The 24,962-nt window shown below is 69.7% G+C and carries 26 protein-coding genes and 1 tRNA gene; 14 read left to right on the top strand and 13 right to left on the bottom strand.

Going from position 1 to position 24,962, the window contains the following annotated elements; all coding sequences use genetic code 11:
• The first annotated feature begins 124 nt into the window (after positions 1–124).
• Positions 125–514 (top strand): response regulator, encoded by a 390-nt coding sequence (locus ASF58_RS11500; protein ID WP_055951890.1) that lies wholly within the window; start codon positions 125–127, stop codon positions 512–514.
• A 2-nt stretch (positions 515–516) separates the two neighbouring features.
• Here the strand turns inward: ASF58_RS11500 and ASF58_RS11495 are convergent, their stop codons facing one another.
• A complete protein-coding gene (locus ASF58_RS11495; RefSeq protein WP_082513075.1) occupies positions 517–897 on the bottom strand; it encodes a YraN family protein in 381 nt (126 codons plus the stop codon).
• Entirely contained in the window at positions 887–1,855 is a 969-nt protein-coding gene (rsmI, locus tag ASF58_RS11490; protein WP_055951884.1) for a 16S rRNA (cytidine(1402)-2'-O)-methyltransferase, read from the bottom strand. Before rsmI ends, ASF58_RS11495 begins: the two co-directional genes overlap by 11 nt.
• Before the next feature lie 119 nt (positions 1,856–1,974).
• On the opposite strand from rsmI, the gene ASF58_RS11485 reads away from it, so the two are divergent.
• Positions 1,975–3,189, top strand: coding sequence for a penicillin-binding protein activator (locus tag ASF58_RS11485; RefSeq protein WP_055951883.1), 1,215 nt, complete (start codon positions 1,975–1,977; stop codon positions 3,187–3,189).
• Positions 3,190–3,204: 15 nt separating this feature from the next.
• Here the strand turns inward: ASF58_RS11485 and hemW are convergent, their stop codons facing one another.
• The 3 genes from hemW to rph are packed head-to-tail and all read right to left on the bottom strand — an operon-like array spanning position 3,205 to position 5,790.
• Entirely contained in the window at positions 3,205–4,383 is a 1,179-nt protein-coding gene (hemW, locus tag ASF58_RS11480) for a radical SAM family heme chaperone HemW (protein ID WP_055951880.1), read from the bottom strand.
• Positions 4,384–4,432: 49 nt separating this feature from the next.
• Positions 4,433–5,065: an RdgB/HAM1 family non-canonical purine NTP pyrophosphatase gene (gene rdgB / locus ASF58_RS11475; protein WP_055951877.1), complete on the bottom strand. Its 633-nt coding sequence runs from the start codon at positions 5,063–5,065 to the stop codon at positions 4,433–4,435.
• A complete protein-coding gene (gene rph / locus ASF58_RS11470; RefSeq protein WP_055951874.1) occupies positions 5,062–5,790 on the bottom strand; it encodes a ribonuclease PH in 729 nt (242 codons plus the stop codon). Before rph ends, rdgB begins: the two co-directional genes overlap by 4 nt.
• A gap of 292 nt (positions 5,791–6,082) precedes the next feature.
• Between rph and hrcA the strand changes: the two genes are divergently transcribed.
• Complete coding sequence (hrcA, locus tag ASF58_RS11465) at positions 6,083–7,138, top strand: heat-inducible transcriptional repressor HrcA (RefSeq protein ID WP_181017260.1); 1,056 nt, start codon at positions 6,083–6,085, stop codon at positions 7,136–7,138.
• A gap of 62 nt (positions 7,139–7,200) precedes the next feature.
• Here hrcA and ASF58_RS11460 read toward each other — a convergent pair whose 3' ends face one another.
• Positions 7,201–8,112, bottom strand: a complete 912-nt coding sequence (locus ASF58_RS11460) for a DUF1236 domain-containing protein (RefSeq protein ID WP_055951868.1) — start codon at positions 8,110–8,112, stop codon at positions 7,201–7,203.
• 297 nt (positions 8,113–8,409) lie between these two features.
• Between ASF58_RS11460 and ASF58_RS11455 the strand changes: the two genes are divergently transcribed.
• From ASF58_RS11455 to ASF58_RS11445, 3 genes are all read left to right on the top strand, one after another.
• Complete coding sequence (locus ASF58_RS11455) at positions 8,410–9,768, top strand: MFS family transporter (RefSeq protein ID WP_055951865.1); 1,359 nt, start codon at positions 8,410–8,412, stop codon at positions 9,766–9,768.
• Positions 9,769–10,032: 264 nt separating this feature from the next.
• The gene (locus tag ASF58_RS11450) at positions 10,033–10,833 is read left to right on the top strand and encodes a YfdX family protein (RefSeq protein ID WP_055951862.1); all 801 of its coding nucleotides are present in this window, start codon (positions 10,033–10,035) and stop codon (positions 10,831–10,833) included.
• Positions 10,834–10,958: 125 nt separating this feature from the next.
• Positions 10,959–11,159 carry a hypothetical protein gene (locus tag ASF58_RS11445; protein WP_055951859.1) on the top strand — a complete coding sequence of 67 codons (201 nt, stop codon included), beginning with the start codon at positions 10,959–10,961 and terminating at the stop codon, positions 11,157–11,159.
• Between the two features lie 26 nt (positions 11,160–11,185).
• Here ASF58_RS11445 and ASF58_RS11440 read toward each other — a convergent pair whose 3' ends face one another.
• Entirely contained in the window at positions 11,186–13,030 is a 1,845-nt protein-coding gene (locus ASF58_RS11440; protein ID WP_055951856.1) for a chloride channel protein, read from the bottom strand.
• A 210-nt stretch (positions 13,031–13,240) separates the two neighbouring features.
• On the opposite strand from ASF58_RS11440, the gene ASF58_RS11435 reads away from it, so the two are divergent.
• From ASF58_RS11435 to ASF58_RS11415, 5 genes are all read left to right on the top strand, one after another.
• Positions 13,241–13,317, top strand: a tRNA-His gene (locus ASF58_RS11435).
• Between the two features lie 210 nt (positions 13,318–13,527).
• The gene (locus tag ASF58_RS11430) at positions 13,528–14,727 is read left to right on the top strand and encodes a transglycosylase SLT domain-containing protein (protein WP_055951853.1); all 1,200 of its coding nucleotides are present in this window, start codon (positions 13,528–13,530) and stop codon (positions 14,725–14,727) included.
• Positions 14,728–14,929: 202 nt separating this feature from the next.
• Positions 14,930–15,436 (top strand): response regulator, encoded by a 507-nt coding sequence (locus ASF58_RS11425; protein WP_055953617.1) that lies wholly within the window; start codon positions 14,930–14,932, stop codon positions 15,434–15,436.
• 135 nt (positions 15,437–15,571) lie between these two features.
• The gene (locus tag ASF58_RS11420; protein ID WP_055953613.1) at positions 15,572–16,492 is read left to right on the top strand and encodes a transglutaminase family protein; all 921 of its coding nucleotides are present in this window, start codon (positions 15,572–15,574) and stop codon (positions 16,490–16,492) included.
• A 73-nt stretch (positions 16,493–16,565) separates the two neighbouring features.
• Positions 16,566–17,372, top strand: a complete 807-nt coding sequence (locus ASF58_RS11415; RefSeq protein WP_055951850.1) for a transglutaminase family protein — start codon at positions 16,566–16,568, stop codon at positions 17,370–17,372.
• A gap of 56 nt (positions 17,373–17,428) precedes the next feature.
• On the opposite strand, the gene ASF58_RS11410 is transcribed toward ASF58_RS11415, so the two are convergent.
• Positions 17,429–17,956, bottom strand: a complete 528-nt coding sequence (locus tag ASF58_RS11410; RefSeq protein ID WP_055951847.1) for a DUF4142 domain-containing protein — start codon at positions 17,954–17,956, stop codon at positions 17,429–17,431.
• A gap of 182 nt (positions 17,957–18,138) precedes the next feature.
• Between ASF58_RS11410 and ASF58_RS11405 the strand changes: the two genes are divergently transcribed.
• Entirely contained in the window at positions 18,139–18,369 is a 231-nt protein-coding gene (locus ASF58_RS11405) for a hypothetical protein (RefSeq protein WP_244477285.1), read from the top strand.
• Positions 18,370–18,378: 9 nt separating this feature from the next.
• Here ASF58_RS11405 and ASF58_RS11400 read toward each other — a convergent pair whose 3' ends face one another.
• Positions 18,379–19,323, bottom strand: a complete 945-nt coding sequence (locus ASF58_RS11400) for a LysR family transcriptional regulator (RefSeq protein WP_055951844.1) — start codon at positions 19,321–19,323, stop codon at positions 18,379–18,381.
• A 126-nt stretch (positions 19,324–19,449) separates the two neighbouring features.
• Between ASF58_RS11400 and ASF58_RS11395 the strand changes: the two genes are divergently transcribed.
• On the top strand, positions 19,450–20,379 hold the full coding sequence (locus ASF58_RS11395; RefSeq protein ID WP_055951842.1) for a ring-cleaving dioxygenase: 930 nt from the start codon (positions 19,450–19,452) through the stop codon (positions 20,377–20,379).
• Positions 20,380–20,453: 74 nt separating this feature from the next.
• Entirely contained in the window at positions 20,454–21,080 is a 627-nt protein-coding gene (locus ASF58_RS11390; protein WP_055951838.1) for an alpha/beta hydrolase, read from the top strand.
• Between the two features lie 2 nt (positions 21,081–21,082).
• Here the strand turns inward: ASF58_RS11390 and ASF58_RS11385 are convergent, their stop codons facing one another.
• Genes ASF58_RS11385 through cyoB form a run of 4 tightly spaced genes read right to left on the bottom strand, consistent with a single transcriptional unit; the run spans position 21,083 to position 24,915 of the window.
• A complete protein-coding gene (locus tag ASF58_RS11385) occupies positions 21,083–21,838 on the bottom strand; it encodes an SURF1 family protein (protein WP_055951835.1) in 756 nt (251 codons plus the stop codon).
• A complete protein-coding gene (gene cyoD / locus ASF58_RS11380; RefSeq protein ID WP_055951832.1) occupies positions 21,838–22,242 on the bottom strand; it encodes a cytochrome o ubiquinol oxidase subunit IV in 405 nt (134 codons plus the stop codon). Before cyoD ends, ASF58_RS11385 begins: the two co-directional genes overlap by 1 nt.
• Positions 22,239–22,910 (bottom strand): cytochrome o ubiquinol oxidase subunit III, encoded by a 672-nt coding sequence (cyoC, locus tag ASF58_RS11375; protein WP_244477328.1) that lies wholly within the window; start codon positions 22,908–22,910, stop codon positions 22,239–22,241. Before cyoC ends, cyoD begins: the two co-directional genes overlap by 4 nt.
• Position 22,911: 1 nt before the next feature.
• Positions 22,912–24,915: a cytochrome o ubiquinol oxidase subunit I gene (gene cyoB / locus ASF58_RS11370; RefSeq protein WP_055951826.1), complete on the bottom strand. Its 2,004-nt coding sequence runs from the start codon at positions 24,913–24,915 to the stop codon at positions 22,912–22,914.
• Between the last annotated feature and the right edge of the window lie 47 nt (positions 24,916–24,962).

The raw sequence follows: 24,962 nt of genomic DNA, 5'->3' as shown, positions 1-24,962 counted from the left end.
CGCTCAGGCCCTGCATCATTCGCATCACGCGAGGCCGGTTGCACACGGTGGGAGCGAACCCCTCAACACCTTCCGCGGAAGGCGTTTTGGAATTCCAAGTCGATCGAAGGGAAGAAGCCCCGGCGTGAGTGCTCAAGTGGACGAAGACCTTCTCAACGGGGCTCGCGTGCTTGTCGTCGAGGACGAGGCTGCGATCTCGATGCTGCTCGAAGACATGCTGCTCGATTTCGGTTGCACCGTCGTCGGACCCGCCGCGCGTCTGTCGACCGCCCTCGAGATGGCGCAGAACGAGAGTTTCGAGGTCGCCATCCTCGACGTCAACGTCGCGGGCGAACCGATCTATCCGGTGGCCGAGGCCATCGTGAAGCGCAACCTGCCCATCGTGTTCTCGACGGGCTATGGCGGGGCCGGGATTCGCGAGCCCTTCCGCGAGCGTCCGGTCGTGCAGAAGCCGTTCAGCCAGGCCGATCTCAAACGCACGCTGATCGCCGCGGTGGCCGCCGCGCGCGCCTGATCTCACCGGATCGGAAAGGCGTCGGCCACGTGCCGGGGCCAAGTCCAGGGTGCGACGAACACCGCGTCCGCCCGGAAGGTCGCCGCGTCCGTGTTCGGGTGCCGGCTGATCCAGGCCCGGGCCGCCCGCGAGAAGCGCGCGACCTTGTGCCCGTCGATGGCGCCCTGAGCGGCCGCCAGCGTGCTCCGCGCCTTCACCTCCACGAACGCGATCGTCGCCCCGCGCCGGACGATCAGGTCGATCTCGCCCCCCGCCGCGCGGAAGCGCGCTCCGAGGGGACGGTAGCCCTTGAGCAGCAAGGCGAGGAGCGCGAGGCTCTCGGCGCTGCGGCCCCGGAGCTCGGTGGCGCGCCGGCGCGCGACCGCACGGACCTCAGGCTTCATCGTCGCGCCGCGCCAGGGCCAACGCGCGGGCATAGACGACCCGCCGGGGCTGGCCGGTCTCCTCCGCCACCAGGGTCGCGGCGTCCTTGATCGAGTGCCGGGCGAGCGCCGCCGTCAGGGCCGCGTCGAGACCCGCATCGGTCTCAGCCGCATCGGGGGCCTCCTCCTGCGTGCCGATGATCACCACCACCTCGCCCTTGGGCGCGCCCTCCTCCGCGTAGAGCGCGGCGAGATCCCCGAGGCTGCCGCGCCGGATGGTCTCGTAGAGCTTGGTCAGCTCGCGGGCGACGGCGGCCGGGCGCGTCGGCCCGAGAACCTCCACGGCGTCGACCAGCATCTCGGGCAGACGATGGGGGGACTCAAACAGCACCACGGTACCGGGGATCCGCCCGAGCGCCTCCAGGCGGTTGCGGCGGGCGCCGGACTTGGCCGGCAGGAAGCCCTCGAAGAAGAACCGGTCGGTGGGCAGGCCCGCGGCCACGATGGCGGTCATCACCGCCGACGGCCCCGGAATCGGCGTGACGCTGAGGCCGGCCTCGATCGCGGCCTGCACCAGCTTGAAGCCCGGATCCGAGACGAGGGGCGTGCCCGCGTCCGAGACCAGGGCCAGGGCCTCGCCGGCCTGCATCCGGGCGATCATCCGCTCGCGCACCGCCGCGTTGGAGTGCTCGTGATAGGCCACCAAGGGCGTGGTGATCCCGTAATGCATCAGCAGCGTGCGGGTGACGCGGGTGTCCTCCGCCAGCACCGCATCGGCGGCGGCGAGCGTCGCCAGGGCGCGGAACGAGACGTCCTTGAGGTTTCCGATCGGAGTCGCCACCACGTGGAGGCCGGGGTCGATCGCCTCGGCTTCGGCGGCGAGCCCGAAGGCCGTGAAGGTGGCGGGCGGGCGGGCGCCGGGCCCCGTCGAGGCCGGGTCGCGCCGCCGCCGGGTCCGCGTGTCGATCTTCTGGGTCATGGCCGGGACCTTGCCACGATCGGGGCCTCGGGCGGAATGCTTGGGGGCGTCGGCTCACATTTACTTTTCGCCCTTAGACTGCAAGCGTGGGTCGTCAGCCGGCGACAGGGGGGCCACCGATGACGCGCGCGAACGGGCTGAAATCCGGGCTGGTCGGAATGGCGACCCTGCTCCTGCTCGCAGCCTGCGTCGGGGGACCCGATGGCGGCGGACGCGTCTCGAACCGGGCCCCCGCGCCCCAGGCCGAAGGGCCGGCAACCGACGCGCCGGTTCCCGCGGCGGGCGGTCGGATCGGCACCGGGTCGGTGAAGGTCGCCCTGGTGGTGCCGCTCTCCGGACCCGGGTCGGCGGTGGGCGCGGCGATGCGCAACGCGGCCGAACTCGCCATCGAGGACTTTCAGAAGCCCGACCTGCAGATCCTGGTCAAGGACGACCGCGGCGCGCCGGACGGCGCGCGCGAGGCGGCCCAGGCCGCCGTGGCGGACGGGGCCGAACTCGTCCTCGGCCCGCTCTTCGCCGCCAACGTCCAGGCCGCGGCCGGGGTGGTGCGCGCGGCGGGCAAGCCCCTCATCGCGTTCTCGACCGATGCCGGCGTCGCGGCCCGCGGCACCTACCTCCTGAGCTTCCTGCCCCAGGCCGAGGTCGATCGGGTCGTCGACGAATCCGTCGCGTCCGGCCGCAAGTCCTTCGCGGCGATGATCCCGGATTCGAGCTACGGCAATGCCGTCGAGGCCCAGTTCCGTGAGGCGGTGGCCCGCAAGGGCGCGCGCCTCGTGGCGATCGAGCGCTATCCCGTCGGCAATCCGGCCCCCGCCATCGGGCGCCTCGGCGGCCTGATCACCGGTCCGGCCGCCCAGGCCGACGCGCTGTTCCTGCCGGACACGCCGGATGGCCTCGCCACCGTCGCGCCGGCCCTGACCAAGGCGGGGTTCGCCCCCGGCCGGGTCCGGCCGATCGGCACCGCCGTCTGGAACGATCCCCGCATCTTCGCCCTGCCCGCCCTCCAGGGCGGCTGGTTCGCGGCGCCGGACGCCGCCGGCTTCAACGGCTTCTCGCAGCGCTACCAGGCGCGCTTCGGCGCGGTGCCGCCGCGGGTCGCGACCCTCGCCTACGACGCGGTCTCGCTGATGGCGGCCCTGTCGCGCCAGTTCGGCTCGCAGCGCTTCGCCGACACGACGCTCACCAACCAGTCCGGCTTCTCCGGGGTCGACGGGACCTTCCGGTTCCGGCCGGACGGGCCGAGCGACCGGGCCCTGGCGGTCTACGAGATCCGCTCGGGCGCGCCCACCATCGTCAGCTCGGCGCCGCGGACCCTCGGTCCCTCCGGGACCTGATCGTCCGAAACCCGATCAGGCGGCGAGCGCCGCCACGACCGCGTTGAGCACCGGCGCGCCGGCGGGCGTCGCGGCGATGCGGCCGTCCGAACGGCGGGCGATCAGCCCGGCGGCGACGAGGTCGTCGATCCGGACCGCCTCGAGGCTGCGGCCCTTCAGGGCGGCGTAGCGTTGGGGGTCGATGCCCTCGCGCAGGCGCAGGCCCATCATCAGGAACTCGTCGCCCTGGTCGGCGGCGGCCAGCGCCTCGGTCTCGACGATGCCGTGGCCCTGTGCCTCGACCCGGGCGAGCCAGGATTCGGGCGTTCGCTCGGTGACGGTACCGATCCGACCGGATTCGCCGACGAGGCGACCGTGGGCGCCCGGGCCGATGCCGGCATATTCGCCGTAGCGCCAGTAGAGCAGGTTATGCCGGGATTCCGCGCCCGGGCGGGCGTGGTTGGAGATCTCGTAGGCCGGGAGGCCGGCCCGGTCGCAGACCTCCTGTGTCACGTCGTAGAGGGCGCGCGCGGAATCGTCGTCGGGGGGGACCAGCTTGCCGGCGGCGGCCAGGCCGTAGAACGGCGTGCCCGGCTCGATGGTGAGCTGATAGAGCGACAGGTGCTCGGCCGCGCGGGCGATGGCGCCCTCCAGCTCGGCCCGCCAGGCGGCGGGGCTCTGGTCCGGGCGCGCGTAGATGAGGTCGAAGGAGTAGCGCTCGAAATGCGCTGCCGCGACCCGCACGGCCGCCATGGCCTCGGCCGCGCTGTGCAGGCGCCCGAGCTGCTTCAGGGCGGCGTCGTCCATGGCCTGGACGCCGAGGGAGACGCGGTTGACGCCCGCGGCCCGGTAGCCGCGGAAGCGCTCGGCCTCCACGCTCGTCGGGTTGGCCTCCAGGGTGATCTCGACGCCGGGCGCCATGCTCCAGGCCTGCCCGATCGCGTCCAGCAGGCCCGCCACGGTGGCGGGCTGCATCAGGGAGGGCGTACCGCCGCCGAGGAAGACGCTCGACACGATGCGGCCGGGCGTACGCGCGGCCACGTGGGCGATCTCGGTGCGGAAGGCCTGCAGGAAGCGGCCCTCGTCCACGGGCGCGTGGCGCACGTGGCTGTTGAAGTCGCAATAGGGGCACTTCGAGGCACAGAAGGGCCAGTGCACGTAGACCCCGAACCCCGCGTCGCGGGTCGGGTGGTCCGGGCCTGTCGGTTCGGTCATGACGCGGATGTGCGCGCGGGACCGCCATTTGGCAATCCCGCGGCCGGTCTCAGGGACGCCGCAGGCAGGTCTGGGCCAGGAGCACGAAGGCCCGCGCGCGATGCGACAGGGCGTTGCCCGTCTGCCAGTCGACCCCGTGCTTCTCCTCCGATGAGATCTCGCCGAAGGTGCGGTCGTAGCCGTCGGGCTGGAACATCGGATCGTAGCCGAACCCGCTCGCGCCCCGCGGCGGGACGAGTTCGCCGAAGACCCGGCCCTCGAAGGTTTCGGTGTGGCCGTCCGGCCAGGCGATTACCAGGGCGGAGACGAAGTGCGCCCGCCGGGTGGTCGCCCCGCGCTTGTCGAGTTCGGCGGCGATGCGCGCCATGGCGCCGGTGAAATCCTTGGACGGCCCGGCCCAGCGGGCCGAGAACAGCCCCGGCGCCCCGTCCAGCGCATTGACGCAGAGCCCGGAATCGTCGGCGAAGGCGGGCAGGCCGGACGCGGTTGCGGCGGCCAGCGCCTTGATGGCCGCGTTCTCGGCAAACATCGTCCCGGTCTCGTCGGGCTCGGGCAGGCCGAGCTCCCCGGCCGAGACGGCATCGACGCCGAAGGGCGCCAGGAGCTCGCGCATCTCCACGAGCTTGCCCGCATTGTGGGTCGCGATGACGACGCGACCGGTGAGGATGCGGTGCGCGCTCATGCGGAGGCGCCCTGTGCCACGGCCTGCTTCTGGAGGGCGACGAGGGATTGGATGCCGCCCTTGGCGAGGCGCATCAGCGCGAACAGCTCCTCCTCCGAGAACGGCTTGCCCTCCGCGGTCCCCTGGACCTCGACGAGCCCCCCGGTGCCCGTGATGACGAAGTTCGCGTCGGTCTCGGCCCCGGAATCCTCGGCATAGTCGAGGTCGAGGACGGGCTTACCCTTGTAGATGCCGCAGGAGACCGCCGCCACGTGCTCGCGCAAGGGGTCGACCGAGATAATCGAGCGGCCGCGCATCCAGGTGAAGCAGTCGTGCAGCGCGACCCAGGCTCCGGTGATCGCCGCGGTGCGGGTGCCGCCGTCGGCCTGGATCACGTCGCAATCGACGGTGATCTGGCGCTCGCCCATGGCCGGCAGGTTGGTCACGGCGCGCAGGGAGCGCCCGATCAGGCGCTGGATCTCCTGGGTCCGGCCCGACGGCTTGCCGGAATTCACCTCGCGGCGGGTGCGCTCGTGCGTGGCGCGCGGCAGCATGGCGTATTCCGCGGTGACCCAGCCCTTGCCGGAGCCGCGCAGCCAGCCGGGACCGCGCTCTTCCAGGGTGGCCGTGCACAGCACCTTGGTGTCGCCGAAGCTGACGAGGCAGGAGCCCTCGGCATGGCGGGAGACGGCGCGCTCCAGGGTGACCATGCGCAGTTCGTCGTTCGCGCGCTTCGAGGGCCGCATGCCGCTTTCCTTTCGGTGGTAATGGGAGTGGGGCTTTACGGTTCCGGCCCTCGCCCGGCAAGCGCGGCCGGGCGGATTGTCGGCCTCGCCGGTGCCCCGGAGCGGGCGAAATCCGCCGCGGGTCGCGCGAGCGGAACGCCTTCCGCGGCCAAGCTGTTTCTCGTATTCCCTTGCGTTGCCCGCCGGGAGCGACGGTGGGGAGCATTGTGTAAAACTCGGGAGACCGTCACACTCTCCGCCTCAGGAATGGACCGTGACAGAGCCCGCTCGCCCCTTTTCGACATCGCAGCAGATGCAGGTGCTCAGCGCGTTGAACGAACGCTCGCGTGAGATCTTTCGGCAGATCGTCGAGAGCTATCTCACGACCGGCGAGCCGGTCGGCTCGCGCAACCTCGCGCGCATCCTGCCCATGGCCCTGTCGCCGGCCTCGATCCGGAACGTCATGGCGGATCTCGAGCATTCCGGGCTGATCTTTGCGCCCCACGCCTCGGCCGGTCGTCTACCCACGGAGCAGGGCCTGCGCTTCTTCGTCGATGCGATGCTGGAGCTCGGCGATGTCGGGCGCGAGGAGCAGGAGCGGATCGAGGCGCAGATGCGCGCGGCCGCCTCGGGCCACACCTTCGATTCCGCCCTGGCCGAGGCCTCGATGCTGCTCTCGGGAATCTCCCGCGGCGCCGGCGTGGTCCTGACCACCAAGACCAACGTCCACCTGAAGCACATCGAATTCGTCCGCCTCGACCCGACCCGGGCGCTGGTCGTGCTCGTCTCCGACGACGGCTCCGTCGAGAATCGCCTCCTCGACCTGCCGCCGGGCCTGCCGGCGAGCGCCCTGCAGGAAGCCTCGAACTACCTGAATGCCCGGCTCCAGGGCCGGACCCTCGGGACGCTTCGCGCCGAGATCGAGTCGGGCCGGCAGGCGATGAAGCGCGAACTCGACGCCATCACCGAGCGCCTCGTGGATGCCGGCCTCGCCGTCAGCGTCGGCCCCTCCGATGCCCGACAGCTCATCGTGCGCGGTCAGGCCAATCTGCTCGACGACCTGCGGGCGGCCGAGGATCTCGACCGCATCCGCCTGCTGTTCAACGATCTCGAGACCCAGAAGGACGTGATCGAGCTCCTGTCCCGGGCCGAGGGCGGCGAGGGCGTGCGGATCTTCATCGGCTCCGAGAACAAGCTCTTCTCGCTCTCGGGCTCCTCGATGATCGCGGCCCCGTTCCGCGACGGCTCCCAGAAGATCGTCGGCGTGGTCGGCGTCATCGGGCCGACGCGCCTGAACTATGCCCGCATCGTGCCGATGGTCGACTACACCGCACGGGTGGTCTCCGGCCTCCTCGACCGGAAGCGCTGAGCGCAAACGCGAAGGGGCGGAGCCTGAAGCCCCGCCCCCAACCGTGATTCCGACCGCTCGGATCAGCCGCGGATCACGTCGACGATCTCGTAGGTGTCGGGATCGACGATGACGATGTCGTCGTCCACCAGCACGTAGCGGTAATCCTCGTATTCCGGCGCGATCCGGACGATGTCCGGCGGCAGGTCGTAGAGGGTGTAGCTGCGGGCGATCGCCGTGCCGACGGTGAGCGCGAAGGCGCCGGCGGCCAGGCGCGGAATGCCGCGGCGGAAGACGCTCTGGCGGAACTCGGTGCGCTGCGGCGCGCCGAGGCGGCCATAGGCACCCCGGACGGCGCCACGATCGCCGCGGCCACCCCGGCCCTCGCGCTCGACGCCGCCGTCACGACCTCCGCGCCCATCGCGCTCGGCCCGTCCGCCGCGCTCGTCGCGATCGGCCTTACCGCCGCGATCGGCCTTGCCGTCCCGATCGGTCTTGCCGTCCCGATCGGCCTTGCCGTCTCGGTCACCCCGGCCGTCGCGGGCCGCGGCTCCGCCGTCCTCGCGACCACCGCGCTCCCCGGCGGCCTGACCCGGACGCCCGTCCTGTCGCGACGCGCCGCCCTCGGCCCCACGGCCGCCGGCCTCGCCGCGCTGGGCTCCCCCAGCCGGACCGGCCCCGGTCTCCGCGCCCCCGGCACCGCCGCGCATTCCTGCCCCGCCGGCGCCGCCCGCTTCACCACCACGCATGCCGGCGCCACCGCCCGCACCGCCGCCAGCGCCGCCGCCGCGCATTCCGCCGCCGCCGGCGCCGCCACCGCCGCCAGCCCCGGCGCCGCCGCCCGCACCCATGCCGGCGCCTCCGCCCCCGGCACCCCCTGCCCCGCCACCAGCGCCGCCGCCAGCACCGCCACCCGGCCCGCCCTGCGCGAACGCGCTCGTTGCGCCGATCACCAGGGCCGCCGCCGTCACCGTGCTCCGAAAGAGCTTGTTCATGGGTTCGATTCCACTTTCATTGCTGCCTGACGCCGCAGGACGTCGATGTCGTCCGCAACGAGGATCTTCGAGAAACCGTTCCCGTTTTTCTTGCGCTGATCTTCCCGCTGGTTGCGCCAATCGTATTGTAACGTTGCAGCTAAGCTCAGACTCGCGTCTTCCACAGCGTGGTTTCAGAAACATCTTGGCTGTTTCCGACAACCCGCTGATCGCCCTTTGGAAATCTCGTTCGAGGCGGTAACGTCGCCGTAAAGCAAGCCGCGGAACGGCATTGCCCAGAGCACAGGGACGAGACGTATGACAGGTGGGGCCGGGGCCATCCCAACCAAGGCGGAAGACGCCGCCGACAGCCGACGCCGGATCAAGGCGATCGTCGCCTCCTCGTCGGGTAATCTCGTCGAATGGTTCGATTTCTACTGCTACGCGTTCTTCGCGCTCTATTTCGCGCCGGTCTTCTTTCCCGCCGGCGACAGCACCAGTCAGCTCCTGCAATCGGCCGCGGTGTTCGCGGTGGGCTTCTTCATGCGCCCGATCGGTGGCTGGCTGTTCGGCCGCATCGCCGACCGCCTGGGCCGCAAGACCTCGATGCTGATCTCGGTGCTGATGATGTGCGCCGGGTCGCTGATGATCGCGGTGCTGCCGACCTACGCCACGGTCGGGCAGCTCGCGCCGGCCCTGCTGTTGCTGGCCCGGATGATCCAGGGCCTGTCGGTGGGCGGCGAGTACGGCACCAGCGCCACCTACATGAGCGAGATCGCCGTGAAGGGCCGTCGCGGCTTCTTCGCCTCGTTCCAGTACGTCACCCTGATCGGCGGCCAGCTCCTCGCCTCGCTGGTGCTGATCATCCTGCAGAGCTTCCTCACCGCCCAGGAACTGACCGCCTGGGGCTGGCGCATCCCGTTCGTCATCGGCGCGGTCGCGGCGGTGGTGGCGCTCTACCTGCGCTCGTCCCTCGATGAGACGGCGACCAAGGAAGACATGGCCAAGAAGGATTCCGGCACCTTCGCGGCCCTGTTCAAGCATTGGCGCGCCTTCTGCGTGGTGCTGGCCTACACCGCCGGCGGCTCGCTGAGTTTCTACACCTTCACCACCTACATGCCGAAATACCTCTTCAACACGGCGCATATCGACAAGGTCACGGCCTCGCAGATCTCCACCGCGGCCCTGTTCGTCTACATGATCATCCAGCCCTTCTTCGGCTGGCTGTCGGACCGGATCGGGCGCAAGGCCAACATGCTGCTCTATAGCGGCCTCGGCACCCTGATGGTGGTGCCGCTGATGACCGCCATCGGATCCACGCAGAACCCGATCCTGTCCTTCGCGCTGATCATGGTCGGCCTGATCGTGATCAGCTTCTACACCGGCATCAGCGGCATCGTGAAAGCCGAGCTGTTCCCGACGCAGGTGCGCGCCCTCGGCGTCGGCCTGTCCTACGCGATCGCCAACTCGCTGTTCGGCGGCACCGCCGAGGCGGTGGCGCTGTACCTGAAGCAGGTCGGCTCCGAGAGCACGTTCTTCTGGTACGTGACGATCATGCTCGGCATCGCCTTCATCGGCTCGCTGATCATGCCGAACCCGAAGCGTCACGGCTACCTCGACGGCGACGGCACCGTCGAGGAAGCCTTGACCCGCAAGACACGCCTCTCGGCCGCCTGAACCGCTCGACCCTCGGAGGCAGGACCGGCACGCGGTGAGCGATCACCGCGTGCTTTTTTGTGCCGCCACGGTCCGACTCGGAGAAGACTTGCTCCGCCCCTTCGACGAGGCTATATCAACGAATATTTGATGAACCGAACCATACCAATCTTTAAGATGACATCGCGATGGCTCGGGACCACATTCGCTTCAGAAGAGATCGCCAGCGCAGGTAGATCAACAAGATCAGTGATCCGGGCGCGGCTCTTCTTCGGAGGTAGTGTGATGAAGAAGACAAGAACAGTTGCCGCTTTCCTTGCCGCAACCTCGCTCCTCAGCGGTGTGGCATTGGCCAACGATGCAGTGAAGCCCACGACGGCTCCGCCGGTGACGGCCGCGCAACAGGCGGCGGACAAGGATGTGGGCAAGCTGTCGAAGGACGGCGCCCAGGCGTTCCGCGATCTGCACCTGGCCCGCATCGCCATCTTCGACGCCGATCCCACCCTCGCCAAATCCCTGATCGGCAAGGCGCAGGCGGCGCTCGCCAAGGCCAAGACGGACGAGGCCGTCTACACCAAGGCAGAAGCGGACCTTCGGAGCCCCGACAAGCACGCCGCGATGGCGAAGGCGGCCGACGCGAAGGCGGCCGACGCAAAAACCGCGAATGCGAAGACGGCCGACACGAAAACCGCGGATGCGAAGGCATCCACGCAGCCCACGGCCTGGCTGCCCGTCGACGGCCAGCTGACGCTCGGCGAAGACTTCGTCGCGACGCCCACCAAGGCGGCTGCCGTGGCGACCGCGAACAAGAGCCTGGAGAAGGGCGACCGCAAGTCGGCCATCGACCAGCTCAAGCTCGCCGGGGTGGACATGAACTTCGTCCTGGCCGTCGTCCCGCTGAACCAGACGACCACCGATGTCGATCAGGCGGCGAGCCTCATCGGACAGGGCAAGTACTACGAGGGCAACGCCCTCCTCAAGAAGGTGGAGGACGGGGTGCGCTTCGATATGGTGAACGTGCTCGGAACACCGCAGAAGGCCGCGGCACCCGCAGCGACGACCGGTTCGACCGCCGCGCCCAAGTGATCCTCTGAGCCGAGGTGATCCTCTGAGCCGACCCTGCCGGCGCCGCGTTCCTCCGGGGACCCGGCGTCGGCCCTTGCGCGCCCGCTCCGCGGCGCCCGGACGTCATTCGTGAAAGGGGTTCATCCATGAGTATCGGGATCAACCTCGGGCTACTGCTCTCCGCCATCGTCTTCGGTTTCGGCATCGTGCTGGCCGCGGGCCTCGCCGGTCATCCGGTCGATGGGCAGCTGCCGAGTGACTGGGGCTGGAGTCTCCTCATGATGGGCGGGGCAAGCCTCTTCGCCTTCGGCTATGTCGGCTGGCGCCGCGCCACCGGTCGTCCGTGATCGAACGGAGCGACCCGACCCGGCCCTCAACTCGTCTCCCCCAGCACCGCCCGGCGCTGCCGGTCCAGTTCCTCGCTGTAGCGCTTGAGCGTGTGGCTCTCGGTGAGGAGGCCGATCACCTTGCGGCTCTTCAGGTCCTCCACCACCGCCAGGGCCTCGCTCTCCGTGCGGTCGAAGATCGCCGTGGCGATCTTGGCGTTCATGTCGGCGGTGAGGACGTCGTCGGTGTGGCGCAGGAGCCCGGGGAGACCGGGCGCCTCGACCTCCGCTTCCTGCAGGGCCGCGTGGGCCTCCGGTACCAGGACGATGCCGGCGTAGCGTCCCTGCCCGTCCACCACCACCACGCGGGAGGGCGAGCCCAGCGGGTGCTTGCGCAGGAAGTTGGCGAGGCTCTGGTCGAGGGCGGCCGTCGGCACCTCGCGGCGCATCAGCTTGCCGACCGTGAGGGTGCGAATCCAACCGACATCGTGCGCGCTGCGGATGCTCTCGCCGCGCAGGTGGAAGCGCCAGGTCGCGAACGAGTACCCGAAGGTTTTCCGCACGGTCAGCGACGAGGCGATCACCGCCACCAGCACCAGGCCGGTGATCGGGAAGCTGCCGGTGAGCTCGAGGGCGAGGAACGTCATGGTCAACGGTCCGCCGATCACCGCCACCGCGAGCGCGCTCATGCCGATCACCGCGTAGGCGAGCGGGGTCAACCCGAAGGCGGCGAGGCCGGGCAGGATCATCGGCATGCCGGCGGCGAAGATTTCGCCCGCGATCGCGCCGAGGAAGAGCGAGGCGAAGAACAGGCCGCCGCGGAACCCCGAGCCGATGGAGATCGCCGAGGCCGTGGCCTTGGCGACGAAGAGGATGACCAAGGCCGAGAGGCCGAGGGTCGTCCCGTGGGCGTCGAGGTGCAGGTGCAGCGCCCCGTGCCCGCCGGACAGGACCTGGGTTGAGGCGAGGAGCGCCAGCCCTCCGACGCACAGGCCGCCGAGGATCGGCACGCAGAGGGTCGGAAGCCGGGTGGCGCGAAAGCCGGCCTCCACCAGGGTGACGCCGCGCATGATCAGGATGCCGAGTCCGGCGCAGATCAGGCCGAGGGCGAGACTCGGCACCGTGTCGAGGGTGGTCAGCACCGTCGTGGTGACCGCATCCGCCCGCTCGACCGTGACGAGGGAGGTCTGCGCCACCAGGGCGCGGGCGACGACGCTGCCGCAGAGGGCAGCGACCACGACCGGGGTCAGCGTGGCGATGGAATAGGTGCCGATGATGAGTTCGAAGGCGTAGAACGCCCCCGTCAGCGGCGCGCCGAAGGCCGCCGCGATGGCCGCCGCGGCGCCGCAGCCGACGAGGGTCCGCTGATCGGCCCGACGCAGCTCGAAGGACAGCCCGAGGCGCGAGGCCAGTCCGGCGCAGAACTGCGTGTAGGCCGCCTCCATCCCCACGGAGATGCCGCTGCCGTTGGAGATCGTGTTCTGGATCACCACGATGGTGGAATCGCGGACCGACATCCGGCCGCCATGCAGCGCGTTCGCCTCGATCGGATCGATCACCGGGCGCCGCGGCCGCCGTTGCCAGCGCAGGGCCAGGGTGAAGAGCGCCAGGAGAACGCCGCCGAAGGCCGGTGCCAGGAGAACCACGAGGGGTGGGAGATCGGTGGCCGCGCTGAGGCGCAGGCCGGGCGGGAGACCGTAGAGCAGTTCCCGCATGGCCTGCGTCGCGCGGTTCATCCCGGCCACCGCGACGCCGCCGCAGCACCCGATCAGCGCGGCCAGCACGATCAGGCCGATCTCGCTGCCGCGCACGAGGGCGCGCAGTTGCCCGGGGGCTTGCACGAGCACCTGCCGGGCGCGCGGCGGACGGGAGGGACTGGATGGCGGTGGCATCGACCGATGGACGCGAGCGTGCGCCGGGGAGAACGCGCGCAGGGAGACGGACCCGCGTCCTGCTTAGCCTGTCGGTGGCCCCGGCGTCGACCGCACAGCGTGCGCGCGCGCGGCGCCGAGGGATCGCCCGTAGAATGGTCCACACTTTTGCCGGCGATCGGCCGAAGGCGGCTTGAAATGCGGCGCGGCTCGGGATAGATCGCCCGCAGTGCCGCTGTAGCTCAGTTGGTTAGAGCGCTTGATTGTGGATCAAGAGGTCCCCCGTTCGAGCCGGGGCAGTGGTACCATTCCTTCTCGATGATCGATCTTTGGCGGTCGTGCTCCGGCATGGCCGCGTTCGGCGTTTCGCAGGCCGCGCACTTGGGCGGCGATGTGCCAAAACGCTCTGGACACCGTGCCAAACTTGCCACGGGATTGCCCCAAACCGGGCCGTGTTGTCGCCACATCTGTCAAGCTAATCTCAACCCGTCGCCAGGGAACGGGGTTGGGTCGCGCAGATGCAGGGTCGAAACGTCGGATCGTCACGGACCGTCTTCGCCAAGGGCCCCATCGCTAAGGGCTCGCTTGCGAAAGGCGCGCTCGCAGCGCGCTCCGGCCTCGGCGCCGCTCCGTCCTCCTCGGATGCCCTGACCCTCGGAGGCCGCGTCGGCCGCGATCACGGCAGCCGCCCCGCCCTCACCCGGTCCGTGCTCTCCATGCTGCTCCTGGCGGGCGGACTGGGCGGAGCCCTGGTCTACGGCGTCGGTCCGGACGCCGGCGTGGTGCAGTCGGCCCAGGCGATGACCGAGATCACCATGCCGCGGCCGCGCATCCAGCCGGCCCCGGTCATCCTTCAGACCTCCGCCCAGGCGACCGCGTCCGCGCCCCGCGCGGTGATCACTGCCGCTTCCGCCTTCGCTCCGGTCCACGACCTCGATACCGAGCTCGGGTCCAACGCGGTGGATCGCGTCTCCTACGACTACCTCCTGACGGAGAGCTCGGTCGGCGACCCGAACGAGGTCATCGAGTTCGGGCCGATGAAGATCCGGCGCCACCTCGTGCAGAAGATCGTGCGCGCGGCCCAGGCGGTGCAAACCGACCCGGTCCTGCTGATGGCGGTGGCCGACAAGGAGTCGAGCTTCAAGACCGAGGTCCAGGCCCAGACGTCCTCCGCGACCGGCCTGTTCCAGTTCATCGAGCGGACCTGGTTCGGTGTGGTGCGCGACTTCGGGCCGAAATACGGCCTCGCGGCGGACGCCGCCCTCGTGGTCGCGGGCGACAACGGTCGTCCCACCGTCCTCGATCCCGCCGAGCGGACCCGCATTCTCGAGATGCGCCGCGACCCCTACCTCTCCGCGCTCCTGGCCGGCGAGATGCTGAAGCGCGACGCCGCCCGCATCGCCCTCCGCATCGGCCGCGAACTCACCCTCGGCGAGGTCTACCTCGCGCACTTCCTCGGCCCGGACGACGCCGAGGACTTCCTCGCCAGCGTGGTCGACAAGCCGAAGGCCGCCGCGGCCCAGATGCTGCCCGGCCCGGCCCGCGCCAACAAGACGATCTTCTTCGCTGCCCAGCGCGGGCGCCGGAAGGCGGTCAGCCTGTCGGTGGCGCAGGTCCACGAGAAGTTCGAGGCGATGATGAGCACCCGCGGCGAGCGCTACCGCGACGTGCGTTCCATGGCCGGCATCCTCGCCTATGCCGACGCGACGGTCGACTGACGAAACGCACAGCTCGGACAGCCCGAGGGATGATTTCCCGCAACTGACCGTGACCTCCCGGCTTTAATGTCCGCGAGCCTCTTCCCGGTTCGCCCCGAGACACACACCGCGGAGGCCCTGCTTGCCGGACCCGAAAGGCACGAACGCGGATCTGCCGACCGCCGTCAGCCGGCCCTTGCTCGCGGACACGCTGAGTCCGGGCATGTCGCTGGACCGGATCGGCCAGGCCCTCGCCGCCTTCTACGACGACCTGATCGCCGAGGGCGTGCCGGAACATCTCGCGATCCTCGTCCGCAAGGTCGAGTCCGAACCGGTGCCCAAGCCCCGCCCGGGCAAGCTCGCCCTCGTGGTCGAGGACGACGCCGCCACCCGCGCCCTGGCCGAGGCCCTGCTCAGCGACACGGAACTCACGGCGATCGGCTGCGACAGCGCGGAAGCCGCCCTCAACATCATGCGCGAGCGCGGCGGCGACGTCGCCCTGGTCTTCGCCGATGTCAGCCTGGCCGGCGCGATGGACGGGGTCCAGCTCGCCTCGGCGATCGCCCTGCTCTGGCCGGCGGCCCGCATGGTGGTCACCTCGGGCAGGCGGGCCGAGCGACCCGGGACCCTTCCGGAGCAGGCGGTCTTCATCCCGAAGCCGTGGCGGCCGTTCGATCTCCTGAGCGAGGCCGAGATCGCCACCACCGCGCCCCAGCCGATCGTGCCCTGACGCGGCCGGATCGACCCATCGGGCGGTTTCCCGCCGATCCCGTAAGGGGTTACCCCCGGCGCGTGACTTGCATTCCCAAACATCGCGTCCGCGCCGACCAGACCACGCCGATCCGGCGTGGTGGAGCCCCCCGCCGTGCCGATCCTGTCCGTCCGCCACCTCACCACCTACCGTTACCGGCAGCCGGTGGGCTTCGGTGAGCACCGCATCCTGTTCCGGCCGCGCGACAGCTACGACCAGCGCCTGATTTCGGCGACCCTCAAGATCACGCCGGAGCCGAGCGGCCTGCGCTGGCTCCACGACGTCTTCGGCAACTGCGTGGCCGTGGCGACCTTCACGGGACGGGCCGCGCAGCTCACCTTCGAATGCGCGATCACCCTCGACCACACGCCGGAATCGGCCCCGGTCTTCCCGATCGCCGCCCACGCGGCGTTCTACCCGTTCGGCTACGGGGCCGACGACATCCCGGATCTCAGCCGCTCGATGGAGCGGCAATACGCCGATCCGCGCAACGAGGTCGATGCCTGGGCCCGCAGCTTCGTGCCCCCCGCCGGACGGATCGGGACCCAGGATCTCCTCGCCGAGATGACCCGCAGCGTCCGGCGCAACTTCGCCTACCTCGCCCGCTCGGAGAAGGGCGTGCAGGATCCGGTGACGACGCTGCGCCTCAAGCGCGGAAGCTGCCGCGATTTCGCGGTGTTGATGATCGAGGCCGTCCGTGCCCTCGGCATGGCGGCCCGCTTCGTCTCGGGCTACCTCTACAACCCACGCGGGGATCGCGACCGGCACGTGGGCGGTGGCTCGACTCATGCTTGGGTGCAGGTCTACCTGCCCGGCGCGGGCTGGATCGAGTTCGATCCGACGAACGGCATCGTCGGCAATCGGGACCTCATCCGGGTCGCGGTGGCGCGCGACCCGCGCCAGGCAGTCCCGCTGCACGGCTCGTTCTTCGGATTTCCGGCGGACGATCTGGGCATGACGGTGAGCGTCGATGTCGAGGAAGTCGAGCCGGGGGCCGGGGGGCCTCGGGTGACCGATCCGGATCTGGCGCGTTGACGCACCGGTGCGGCGTCCGCTGCCCGGCCGCAAGCAACGAGCGTGTGTTTCTCGACAGGATCAGGTGGTGGACATGAAGATCAGGACTGGGTTCGACATCGCCTTCGAATCGGTTCAGCCAACGCCGATGATCCTCGCGTTGAGCGTGCATCCCTCGCGCATGCCGGACGTTCTGACCCCCCACGTCATCAGTTTCGATCCGCCGATCCCGTCGCAGGACTATCGCGACGTGTTCGACAACATCTGCACACGCATCGTCACGCCCCCCGGCCGCCTGACGATCTCGGCCGATTTCGTGGTCCAGGATTCCGGTTTTCCCGACGTCTACGCGCCCAACGCGCAGCAGATCGAGGTCCAGAACCTGCCCAACGACGTGCTGGTCTATCTCCTGGGCAGCCGCTACTGCGACACCGACAAGCTGTCCGAGACGGCCTGGTCCCTGTTCGGCGGCACGCCCACGGGCTGGGGCCGCGTGCAGGCGATCTGCGATTACGTCCACGACCGCATCCGCTTCGACTACATGTGCGCCGATGCCACCCGGACGGCCTGGGACGGCTTCATGCAGCGACAGGGCGTCTGCCGCGATTTCGCGCATCTCGCCGTCGCGTTCTGCCGCTGCATGAATATCCCGGCGCGCTACTGCACCGGCTACCTGGGCGATATCGGCATTCCGCCGGTGCCCGACCCGATGGATTTCTCGGCCTGGTTCGAGGCCTATCTCGACGGGACCTGGTACACCTTCGATGCGCGCCACAACACGCCGCGCATCGGCCGGATCGTCATGGCCCGTGGGCGCGACGCGACCGACGTGGCGATCACCACCAACTTCGGCTACGCGCACCTTGCCCGCTTCGACGTCCACACGGACGAGGTCTTCTGAGCCCGCGGCAGGTCGGGGCGGGTTCTCAACGACGCCGCCCCTCCGGACTACCGGACCTACTTGTCGAGATCCTGCGCCATCTTGAGGTGGTGCTCGAGGGCCGGCTGGGTCTTGGCGGCCCAGGCCTTCAGCTCCGGGTTGTCGCCGCCCTTGGCGTAGCGCTGGAACAGGTCGACGGCGTCCTTGTGCGCCTTCACCTGATCGCTGTGGTACTGTTTCGTGAAGGCGTCGCCCTGCAGACCCTTCAGGGTGTCGAGCTTGCCCTGATGCGTGCTGTCGAGGGCCGTCGGCAGGGTGGCCTGCAGCTTTCCACCCTGGACCATCGACTTCATCTCGCCGGTGGTCTTCTCGTGATCGGCGATCATCTGCTGGGCGTAGGTCTTGGTCGGAGCGTCGCTGCGCTCGGCCGCGAGCCGGCTGGTCTGGATCTCGAAGAGGTCGCTGATGCCGGCCTGGGTGACGAAGTCGGCGGTGGAGGGGCTCACGCCGATCAGCGCGTTCACCCCCGTCTTCTCGCCCACCGATTGCGCGGCGGCCGGTCCCGCCAGCAGCACCGCGACGGCGATCATGGCCCTACGTGTCATCGAACCCTCCTCAGGCGATTGCATTCGCGTGAACCTCGGCGCCGCCCCCGTGTTCCGGATGCAGGCCGGCGCGGACCGCCCTCCCCTCCGGTGAGCCGGCACAGGGCGCTTCACCACGAATCCCGATTGCAGGGACGAAAAGGGCCGCGCTGCGCGTTGCACCTCTGGAAGCAGGAGAGACCATGATGGATGCACGCCTCATCGCGATGAACAACGAGGCCAACCGGATTGCCTCCGAGCGCCTGCTGGAGCAGCTCCGGGACGAGGGCCTGCGCTACCGCCTGTGGGTCACCGGCACGCCGCAGGGCGACACCCTGCACCTGCGCGTGAACCACCTCTGCCCGGAAATGCATCAGCGCCTCGACAAGGTGCTGCGCGGACGCGGCCTCACCCTGGAGATCGCCGAGGCCTGAGTCGCCGGCTCACGCCGGGACTGCGGCGTGCCCCACTGTGCCATGCCCCTCGGCCCAGGGCGCGGCCGAGAGGGTGCGGGCCAGATACGCGATCAGGGCGGTCACCCGGGCGGGGCGCGGATCGCCAGGTGGGGTGACGAGGTGGAGATCGATCCGCGGCGGCGTCCAGCCCGGCAGGGCCCGGACCAGGCGCCCGTCGCGCAGGTCCTCCCACACCATGAAGTCCGGCTGAACCGCGAGGCCGAGGCCGGCACGCAGGGCCGGCGCCAGGGCATCGGCGTTGTTCGCCCTCAGGGGGCCATCCGGCACCATCGTGGCCTCCTCGCCGTTGGCGCCGAGGAACCGCCAGCGATCCGGGCTCGGCAGGTAGGCGTAGCCGAGGCAGGCATGGCGCGCGAGGTCGTGCGGATGGTCCGGCCAGCCGTGCCGGGCGAGATAATCGGGCGTGGCGACGAGCGAGCGGTGAACCGCGCAGAGGCGCCGGGCCCGGAGCGAGGAATCCGTCAGCGCGGCGATGCGCAGGCCGAGGTCGAAGCCCCCGCCCACGAGGTCGATCAGGTCGTCGCCGAGATGCAGGTCGATGCTCAGGCCCGGATGGGCCGCGAGGAAATCCGGCAGAAGGGGCGCCACGTGCAGCACCCCGAACGACATGGGCGCGGCGAGCCGGACCTTGCCGCGCGGCTGCGCCGCCGCGTCCCGTGCCAGGGCCTCGGCCGCTTCGCCCTCGGCCAGGATGCGCGCGGCGGCTTCCCGGGCCGAGGCGCCGGCCTCCGTCAGGGCGAGCTTGCGTGAGGTGCGGTGGAACAGGCGGGCGCCGATGCGGGCTTCGAGGCGGGTCACGGCCTTGGAGACCGTGCCCTTGGTGATGCCCAGCTCCGTCGCCGTGCGGCCGAAGGATCCGGTCTCGACCACCTTGGCGAAGATGGCCCAGGCCTCGAAATCGGGGAGCTTCATTGGTGACCTTTGAGAAACGATGCGTTTCCATCGTTTCCATTTTCGAACGCAGAGGCAAGGCGCATCTTCCGGTCATCGCAGCACGGCCGGTCCCCGGCGCGGTGCGGCCCCGAAGGAGTTCGTCCCATGGCCCAGAACGGCATTCACCACGTCACCGCGTTTTCCGGCGCCGCCGAGCGCAACGTCGAGTTCTACACCCGGGTCCTCGGCCTTCGGCTGGTGAAGAAGACCGTCAACTTCGACGATCCGGGCACCTACCACCTGTATTACGGCGACGAGACGGGCCGCCCCGGCACGATCCTGACCTTCTTCCCGATCGCGCACGCGGCCCCCGGCCGGGTCGGGATCGGCGAGACCCAGGAGACCGCGTTCCGGGTCCCGCGCGCCGCGATCGGCTGGTGGACCCACCGCTTCATCGAGAAGGGCGTCACGCACGAGGCCCTGGTGCAGGTTTTGGGCGAACCGACCCTGCGCTTCCGCGACCCCGATGGTCTGATGCTGGCCCTGGTCGGCACCGACACGACGGAAACGGATGTGGCTTGGACCGGCGCCGAGATTCCGGCGGAGCACGCGATCCGCGGGTTCCACGGCGTCACCCTGCTGCTCAAGGAGGCCGAGGCCACCGCGGCGATCCTGACCGAAGTGTTCGGCTTCCAGGAGGCTGGACGCGAGGGCGCAGCGATCCGCTACGCCAGCGGCGCGCCAGAGGGGGGCTTCGTCACCCTGCGGGCGGTGGGCGAGTTCCTCCGCGGCCGCCAGGGCGCGGGCTCCGTCCACCACATCGCCTTCCGGGCAGCGGATGACGGGGAACAGGCGCGGATGGTGGAGACGCTGACCCGCACCTACGGGCTCGGCGTCACCGAGCAGCGGGACCGGCAGTACTTCCGGTCCGTCTACTTCCGCGAGCCGGGCGGGGTGCTGTTCGAGATCGCCACCGACGTCCCGGGCTTCGCCGTCGACGAGCCGGTCGAGACCCTGGGCCGCGACCTCAAGCTGCCGGCCTTCCTCGAGCCCCACCGGGCCCAGATCGAGGGGCACCTGCCCGCCATCGCCTGAACGCGAGTCGCCCGAAGACGAAAGCCCGCTCCGGACGGAGCGGGCGCCCTCACCCTCACCGCCACGAGGTTGCCATGACCGAACTCTCCCTGGGGCTCACCCATCGCTTCGTGCCCGCCACCGCGCCGGGCCTGACGCCGCTCCTCCTCCTGCACGGCACCGGCGGCGACGAGACCGACCTCCTGCCGCTCGGCCGGACCCTGCTGCCCGGCGCCGCGCTGCTCTCCCCCCGCGGCGCAGTGCTGGAGAACGGCATGCCCCGCTTCTTCCGCCGTCTCGCGGAGGGCGTGTTCGACGAGGCCGATCTCCGCCGCCGCGCCGCGGACCTCGCCGGCTTCATCGCCGAGGCGCGGACGGCCTACGGGCTCGCCGCACCGGTGGCGGTCGGGTTCTCGAACGGAGCCAACATCGCGGCGGCGCTGCTCCTGCTGCACCCCGGGGTCCTGGCCGGCGCGGTCCTGCTGCGCCCGATGGTGCCGCTGCGCGAGACGCCGCCGGTGGATCTCGCCGGCCGACCGGTGTTGATGCTCTCGGGCGCGGCCGACCCGATCGTGCCTGCGGCCAATGTGGGGTCGCTCGCCGAGCGCCTGCGGGCTGCCGGCGCCACCGTCAGCCACGAGACCCTGCCGGTCGGGCACGGGCTCTCGCAGGCCGACGTCGCGCAGGCCGGCGCCTGGCTGACGCGTCTCGCCGCGGCCTGACCTCAGGCCGATGTCCGCCGCGGGCCGCGGCGGGCATCGACCAGGGTGTAGCCGACCGCCCCCAGGACCATCAGGGCGAGGACGTACCAGGTGATGGCGTAGACCAGGTGGTTGTCCGGGAAATGCACGATGGTCAGCCCGCCCACCGGCCAGCCGCCGGGATTCGGTGTGGCGTCGGCGTCGATGAAGTACGGGGCGACGGGGCCGAGCCCCCGCGCCGCCGCGATTCCGGCGACGTCGCGCGAGTACCAGCGCCCGGCCTCGGGCGCGTTGCTGCGCAGGAAGGCGCCGCCCGGTTCGGTCAGGCGCAGGAGACCGGTGACGCCGGCTTCCCCATCGACCTGCCCGTCCGCCCGCGTGGACGGGTCGCGCCGGTCCCCGGGGACGAAGCCGCGATTGACCAGGATCGTGGTGCCGTCGGCGCGCTCCAGGGGCGTCAGCACCCAGAACCCGGCGCCGAGGTCGGTGACGGCCTGGACGAGGGTCTCGCGATCGTTGCGGAAATGCCCGCGCGTCCGCACCCGGCGATAGGCGTCTGCGTCCGCCGTCAGCCCATCCCAGGCGCCGGGGCCGGGCGGCTCGACCGGCGCGGCCTGGACACGGGCCTCGACCCTGGCGATCAGATCGTGCTTCCAGGTCCGGCGATGGACTTGCCAGGTCCCCAGGGTCGCGAGGACCGCCACGAGGATCAGCCCCGTGACGGTGATGGCAGCGAGGGCGAATCGGGAGCGCCGCGCCGCCGGCCGAGGGCTGACCATCAGCCCATATGCATGTGCTGCGGCATCATGTTGGTGTTGAGGTGGTACATCACCCAGAGGGAGCCCGCGAGCGTGATGATCACCAGCGTCAGGGTGAAGATCAGCGCCAGGATGGTCCAACCGCCCTCGGACTTCGTGTTCATGTGCAGGAAGTAGATCATGTGCACCACGATCTGCGCCACCGCGAAGCCCATGATGACGATGCCGGTGATGCGGTCGTTGCCGAGGATGTTGCCCATCACCAGGATGAACGGAATCGCCGTCAGGATGACCGACAGCACGAAGCCGGTCATGTAGTCCTTGAAGCTCCCGTGGCTGCCGGCGTCGGCATGCCCGTGCCCGTGTCCATGCCCGTGATCGACGTGCCCGCGCTCGACGTGTCCTGCCTTCGACGCGGCGCTCATTGCAGGACTCCCATCAGGTACACGAAGGTGAAGACGCCGATCCAGATCACGTCGAGGAAGTGCCAGAACATGCTGAGGCAGAGCAGCCGGCGCTTGTTCTCGGGCACCAGCCCGCGCTTGTGCACCTGCGCCATCAGGGTCACCAGCCAGACGATGCCGAGGCTGACATGCAGGCCGTGGGTGCCGACCAGGGTGAAGAAGGCCGACAGGAAGGCGCTGCGCTGGGGCGTCGCGCCCTCGTGGATCAGGTGGTGGAACTCGTAGAGTTCGAGACCCACGAAGGCGAGACCGAACAGGCCGGTCACCGCCAGCCAGATCTGCACCCGGCTGAGGTCGCCCTTCTCCATCTCCAGCATGGCGAAGCCGTAGGTGATGGAGGAGAACAGCAGCATCGAGGTGTTCAACGCCACCAGCGGCAGGTCGAACAGATCCTTCGGCGACGGGCCCGCGGCGTAGTTCCGGCCCACCACCGCGTAGGTCGCGAACAGCGCCGCGAAGATGAGGCAGTCGCTCATCAGGTAGAGCCAGAAGCCGAGCATCGTGCTCCCTTCCGGGTGATGCTCGCCCTTGGCGTCGTAAAAGGTCGTCGGATCGACCTGGGGAATGGTGACCCCGGGGTTCCGCCCGGGTTCGAAGTTCATGGCCGGGGTCGCGTGGGTTGCCATGATCTCAGACGCGCTCCGCCAGAAGGGCCGTCCGCTGGCCTTCCGTCCGGACGACCTCGTCGGCCGGGATGTAGAAGTCGCGGTTGTAGTTGAAGGTGTGGCCGATCGCGACGACCGCGATCGCGGCGAAGCTGAAAGCCGCGAGCCACCAGATGTACCAGATCATCGCGAAGGCGAAGACGATGCTGAGGACGCCGAGGATGATGCCGGCCGCGGTGCTCTTCGGCATGTGGATCGCCTGGAACCCCTGCATCGGGCGGGCGTAGCCGCGCTTCTTCATGTCCCACCACGCGTCGTGATCGTGGATCACGGGCGTGAAGGCGAAGTTGTAGTCCGGCGGCGGCGACGAGGTCGCCCATTCCAGGGTCCGGCCGCCCCACGGGTCGCCGGTCGTGTCGCGCAGCTGCTCGCGGCGCAGGACGCTGACGACCAGGGTGATCGCGAAGGAGGCGATGCCGCAGAGGATCAGCACGGCGCCGAAGGCGGCGATGATGAACCAGATCTGCAGGGACGGATCGTCGAAGTGCTGCACGCGGCGGGTGACGCCCATCAGGCCGAGGACGTAGAGCGGCATGAAGGCGACCCAGAACCCGGTCAGCCAGAACCAGAACGACACCTTGCCCCAGAAGTCGTCGAGCTTGAAGCCGAAGGCCTTCGGGAACCAGTAGGTGATGCCGGCCAGCATGCCGAACAGCACGCCGCCGATGATGACGTTGTGGAAGTGGGCGATCAGGAACAGCGAGTTGTGCAGCACGAAGTCGGCCGGGGGCACGGCGAGCAGCACGCCGGTCATGCCGCCGATGACGAAGGTCACCATGAAGCCGACCGTCCAGAGCATCGGCACCTCGAACCGGATGCGGCCCTTGTACATGGTGAACAGCCAGTTGAAGATCTTCGCACCCGTCGGGATCGAGATGATCATCGTCGTGATGCCGAAGAACGAGTTCACGCTGGAGCCGGAGCCCATCGTGAAGAAGTGGTGCAGCCACACCAGATAGGACAGGATCGTGATCACGACGGTGGCGTAGACCATCGAGGCGTAGCCGAAGAGGCGCTTGCTCGAGAAGGTCGAGACGATCTCGGAGAACACGCCGAAGGCCGGCAGGATGAGGATGTACACCTCCGGGTGACCCCAGATCCAAACCAGGTTCACGTACATCATCGGGTTGCCGCCGAGGTCGTTCGAGAAGAAGTGCGTGCCGACGTAGCGGTCGAGCGACAGCAGCGCGAGAACGGCCGTGAGGATGGGGAAGGCGGCGACGATGAGGATGTTGGTGCAGAGCGCGGTCCAGGTGAAGACCGGCATCTTCATCATGGTCATGCCGGGGGCGCGCATCTTCACGATGGTGGCGATCAGGTTGATGCCCGAGAGCAGCGTCCCGATGCCGGCGATCTGCAGCGCCCAGATGTAGTAGTCGACGCCGACCCCCGGGCTCATGGCGGGCCCCGAGAGCGGCGGATAGGCGAGCCAGCCGGTGCGGGCGAACTCGCCGACGAACAGCGAGGCCATCACGGTCACGGCGCCGCTCACCGTCATCCAGAAGCTGAAGTTGTTGAGGAACGGAAAGGCCACGTCGCGGGCGCCGATCTGCAGCGGCACGACGAAGTTCATCAGGCCCGTGACCAGCGGCATCGCCACGAAGAAGATCATGATCACGCCGTGGGCGGTGAAGATCTGGTCGTAGTGGTGCGGCGGCAGGTAGCCCTCGTTCGGCCCGAAGGCCATCGCCTGCTGAGCGCGCATCATCAGCGCATCGGCGAAGCCGCGCAGCAGCATGACCAGCGCGAGCACGATGTACATGATGCCGATCTTCTTGTGATCGACGGAGGTGAACCAGTCGCGCCAGAGGGGACCCCAGAGGCGGAAATAGGTGAGTGCGCCGAGGACCGCGACACCGCCGAGGCCGACCATCGCGAAGGTGATGAGGAGGATCGGCTCATGAAGCGGCACGGCATCGAGCGTCAGGCGCCCGAACAGGAGCTTCTGGAGATCCGGATTGGAGAACATGGAACCTGCTCGTGAGAGAAGCGTGCCGAATGGGGGTCGCGGGCGTC

The organism is Methylobacterium sp. Leaf125, assembly GCF_001423085.1.
Taxonomy (GTDB): Bacteria; Pseudomonadota; Alphaproteobacteria; order Rhizobiales; family Beijerinckiaceae; genus Methylobacterium.
The sequence above is the reverse complement of the archived record's forward strand: the minus strand, read 5'-3'. Positions and strand labels throughout refer to the sequence as shown.